General features: G+C 57.7%; 4 protein-coding genes. All 4 read left to right on the top strand.

Features of this window, described 5'->3' with window-relative positions:
- Window positions 1-61: 61 nt before the first annotated feature.
- The 4 genes from Q672_RS31495 to Q672_RS31480 all read left to right on the top strand — a co-directional run bounded on the left by Q672_RS31495 (window position 62) and on the right by Q672_RS31480 (window position 4759).
- Entirely contained in the window at window positions 62-829 is a 768-nt protein-coding gene (locus tag Q672_RS31495) for a YciK family oxidoreductase (RefSeq protein WP_022986520.1), read from the top strand.
- 272 nt (window positions 830-1101) lie between these two features.
- Window positions 1102-2265, top strand: coding sequence for a putative solute-binding protein (locus tag Q672_RS31490; protein ID WP_022986519.1), 1164 nt, complete (start codon window positions 1102-1104; stop codon window positions 2263-2265).
- A gap of 129 nt (window positions 2266-2394) precedes the next feature.
- Window positions 2395-3465, top strand: a complete 1071-nt coding sequence (locus tag Q672_RS31485) for a putative solute-binding protein (protein ID WP_022986518.1) — start codon at window positions 2395-2397, stop codon at window positions 3463-3465.
- Window positions 3466-3583: 118 nt separating this feature from the next.
- Window positions 3584-4759 (top strand): putative solute-binding protein, encoded by a 1176-nt coding sequence (locus tag Q672_RS31480; RefSeq protein ID WP_022986517.1) that lies wholly within the window; start codon window positions 3584-3586, stop codon window positions 4757-4759.
- Window positions 4760-4809 lie beyond the last annotated feature (50 nt).

Here is a 4809-nt window from a genome sequence, read left to right as displayed (position 1 = left end):
GCTCACGCCGATTTCCGCCCTACCAATCCGGTGGGACGACAGAGTGATAGCAGGATTCACCATGACCGATTTTCAACATGACGCGCTCAACTACCAATGCCCCGAAGACGCCTTCAAGGATCGCATCATCCTGGTCACCGGGGCTGGCGCAGGCATCGGCCGTACCGCCGCCCTGACACTGGCAAAACATGGCGCCACCGTCATTCTGCTGGGCCGCACCCCGGAGAAACTGGAAAAGGTCTACGACGAGATCAAGGCCAATGGAGGACCAGAGCCTGCCATGGCACCGGTGAATCTGGCCGTGGCCCGTCCGGAGGACTATCTGGAACTGGCCGGCCTGTTCGACAAGGAATTCGGCCGCCTGGACGGCATTCTGCATAACGCGTCCATTCTCGGCGACATCACCCCACTGGACCGTTACGGCACCGGCACCTGGGATTCCGTCATGCAGGTGAATGTGAACAGCGCTTTCTACCTGACCCAGGCCATGCTGCCCTTGCTGCGCGCCAGCGTAGATGCCCGGCTGCTGTTCACCTCGTCGAGCGTCGGACGCAAAGGCCGTGCCTTCTGGGGAGCCTATGCGGTATCCAAGGCGGCCACGGAAAATCTGGCCCAAGTGCTGGCGGAAGAGCTGGAAAACACCACCCCGATTCGCGTCAACACCCTGAATCCCGGCGGCACCCGCACCGATATGCGAGCCCTCGCCTACCCCGGCGAAGACCCGCAAACACTGAAAACCCCTGCTGACATCATGGCCCCTTACCTCTATCTGCTCGGCCCGGCCAGCAAGGACGTCAACGGGCAGTCCATCGACGCGCAGCCGAAGTGACACCACACACCAGCCCTGCATCCCCCGCAGGGCTGGTGACTCGGTTGAAGACGAGTTGAAAGTTCAACTGCTCCTCCCGCGTAGGGCGGAAATGCCTGCAAGGCATCGCCGCCTTATTTTCTGAATGCAGCCTCTGGCATTCCTTTCATATCCCCTGACATATTCTTGTCCTGGTTGCCCAAATGCCGTCACCCCCTGCGCTGGAGCCCTCCCCCGGCTTGGGCTAGCGTGCTACTTCTACTCCCACAAATAACAATACGCACGGAGGCCCCATGCCCAAGCGCCTGAGCCTTGCCCTGATGGCTGGCCTGTTCTGCTCCGCCGTCAGTGCCGCCACCCTGACCGATGCCCAGAAACAACAATTGCAGGAGCTCCTGCCGGGTACCACGCTATCGGATAGTACCCTCGACAAGATGGCCGAGGTGTTCTACACCCGGGAAATGCCCGTGCGCTCCCGATTGCAGGCCATCAGCAAACTGGTGGGCTTTGATCAGATGCCCAAGGGATCGAGCTTCAAGCGGGTCATCTGCATCTGGGACATTGCCGGCCGGAGTGGCCCGGTCTTCAATGCAGCCATGGAACAACGGGCACTGGCGGTGGAATACGGCATCAATCTGGAAATGGTGCCTTACACCAGCGAAACGGTCATGGTGGAAGAGTTCAAGGCCGGACGCTGCGATGCCGCTCTGATGAGTGGCCTGCGTGCGCGACAATTCAATCTGTACTCCGGCAGCGTTGATGCCATTGGTGCCGTGCCGGACAGCAAGCACATGCAGACGCTGCTACAGGTACTGGCTCACCCCAAACAGGCCGGCCATATGGTGCAGGGCGAATACGTGGTGATGGGCATCTACCCCGCCGGTGCCGCACACATCTTTGTGAATGACCGCACCATCAGCTCGCTGGCAAAGGCCGCCGGGCGCAAAGTCGCCGTACTGGACTACGACGAAACCCAGGCCGAAATGGTCGCTGCCATTGGCGCGACGCCGGTGTCTACCGATATCGTTTCCGCCCCCAACAAATTCAACAATGGCCAGATCGATATCCTGCCTGCCCCGCTGGTGGCCTACGAGGTGTTGGAGCTTTATAAAGGCATGTCACCCGATGGCGGCATTGTCGATTACCCCCTCACCCAGCTCACCATGCAACTGGTTGGCCGACTGGATAAATTCCCCAATGAAGTCGCCCAGCTGATTCGCGAAGCGTCTTTCGAGGCCTATCCCCAGGTCGTGGACCGTATCGCTCAGGAAACCCGGCGAGTCCCGGACAAATGGATGATCACCATTCCCGAGAAAGACAAACAGGAATATGAAGTGATGATGCAAGATGCCCGCGATGCGCTGCGCGAACGCAACTACTACAGCGCCGACATGCTGACACTGCAAAGCAAGATTCGCTGCAAGTTCAACCCCGCCCGGTCCGAGTGCAGCCGGTAATCGACCTTGCCAGAACGGGGGGCACAATTTCGCCCCCGTTGTTACACCGTACAATTGTCATACAAGCGGTAAAACACCTGCCAGGATGGCGGTGGTATAAGCACAACAAATCCATCAAAAGGAATTTTCATGCGCACCGTCAAAGCTCTGCTTTGCGCTCTTGTCCTGGCAGCCACTACAGCTAGCCATGCCCTGTCACTGACAGAGAAACAACAACAGCAACTCCAGCAGGTCCGCAAGGAGATGGGGCTGAAAGACGACCAGGTTCTCAAGCGGCATATTTGTTTGTGGGATCTGTCTGGTCGCTCAGGGCCGATTTACGCTGGCGCCACCAATCTTCGAGTCGACTTGCTGCGCTACAAGATCGATATCTCCCTGGAAGCCTTCACCAATGAAGGGGTGCTGGTAGCATCCCTGAAGAACGGTCATTGCGATGCGGCACTGATGAGCGGATTCCGCGCAAGACAGTTCAACCGGTTTACCGGAACCATCGATGCGCTGGGAGCCATTCCCGACCTGAACCACATGAACACCCTGTTGCGCACTATTGCCCACCCACAACTACAAGAACATATGGTCAGCAATAAATACCTGACCCTTGCGGTAACCCCGGCAGGAGCAGCCTACCTGTTCGTCAACGACCGTTCATTAAACTCGCTGGACAAAGCTGCCGGCAAAAAAGTCGCCGTGCTGGATTTTGATCCAGGCCAGTCACGTATGGTCACCTCCATCGGCGCAACCCCTGTGGCGACCACGTTGGCCACCGCCCCGAATCAGTTCAATAACGGCAGCGTCGACGTTCTTCCCGCGCCACTGATTGCCTATCAAGTACTGGAGCTATACAAAGGCATGGATCCGGATGGCGGCATCGTCGACTACCCGATTGTGCAGCTGACAGCACAGCTAATTGGCCACACCGACCGCTTCCCTCCAGGACTTGCCGCCATTGTTCGTGACGTCGCCGCCGACAGTTTCAGCTCCATACAGACCGCACTGGAACGCGAAGCAGGCCGTATTCCCGATCACTGGTGGGTTACCGTGTCCGATGACCAGCAATTACGCTACGACAGCATGATGCGTGATGCCCGAATCAAACTGCGGGAAAGCGGGTACTACGACGCCACCATGCTGTCTATCATGAAACGCATTCGCTGCTCACGGGATGCGCAACGGCCAGAGTGCAGCCAGGAAACCGAATAAATCCGAACAGCGGTTGACAACAACGCCCATCAGGCAGTCTTGCTGGCCATTCTGCCCCCACAACCGGCTGTCACAATGGTTGCCGTGCCTGATCGAATAATAATGAATGGAGTCTGTCGTGCGTTTAATTCCCCTGCTGTTTACCCTGCTGGGTTTCACGTTGTCCTTGCCCGCTCTTGCAGACAACACCCTCAATCTGACACCGGCACAACAGGCCGAGCTGGAACGCTTTGCCCCGGGCGTAGAACTGACCCCGGAACTGGCTGACAAGCTGCGAGCCATTGCGTTTGATCAAAGCCGCAGCCTGGATGACCGTATTACCGCCATGCAGAAAGTCGCGGGATTCAGTCAGGGTGAGCCGCTCAAGCGCCGCATCTGTATCTGGGATATTGCCGGCCGTGCGGGCCCAATCTTCAAGGCCGCCCAGGACCAGCGCGCCCGCCTGTTACGTTACGGCGTGGATCTGGATATTCAGCCCTACACCAGCGAAAGCGTTGTGGCGGAAGACCTGAAGGCCGGTATTTGTGATGCCGCCTTGATGACCGGTATGCGCGGGCGCCTGTTCAACAAGTACACCGGGACCATTGATTCTATCGGCGGCCTGCCCTCGGACGAGCACATGCGCATCCTGCTGCAAGTGCTGGCCAATCCGAAGTCGGCCGACAAGATGGTTCAGGGGGAATACGTCATTCTCGGTGTCGCACCCGGCGGGGCAGCCTATGTATTTGTCAACGACAAGAGCATTAACACACTGGCCAACGCGGCCGGCAAACGGGTGGCCGTGCTCGACTACGACCCGACCCAGGCCGAAATGGTTGCCCAGGTAGGCGCCACCCCGGTGGCATCGGACATTGTTTCTGCCCCCAACAAATTCAACAACGGGGTTGTCGATGTGCTGGCCTGCCCTCTAGTGGCCTATGAAGTACTGGAACTGTACAAAGGCATGGAACCGGATGGCGGCATCATCAATTATCCACTGGCGCAGATCACCATGCAGTTAATTGGACGCAAGGACAAATTTCCCAACGAAGTTGCTCAACTGGTTCGCGAGGAGTTTTTCAACAGCTACCACCTGATCAAGGAACGGCTGGATCAGGAAGCAGAAAAGGTACCAGACCACTGGTGGATTGAGATCCCCGATAGTGATCAGCGCGAATACGAAATCATGATGCAGGAAGCGCGACTGCAACTACGTGAAAAAGGGTACTACCACCCGGATATGCTGACCCTTCAGCGCAAGATTCGTTGCAAGCTAAACCCGGCGCACAGCGAATGTTCGAATCCGGTGGAGTGATAGCCACCAGCTGTAGGCTCAAAAAAGGTTTCATCGCGGATTAACGGGAA

It is taken from the genome of Alcanivorax sp. P2S70 (genome assembly GCF_000475295.1).
Classification (GTDB): domain Bacteria; phylum Pseudomonadota; class Gammaproteobacteria; order Pseudomonadales; family Alcanivoracaceae; genus Alcanivorax; species Alcanivorax profundi.
Note: the sequence above shows the minus strand (reverse complement) of the source record. Positions and strands in the feature narration are given on the sequence as shown.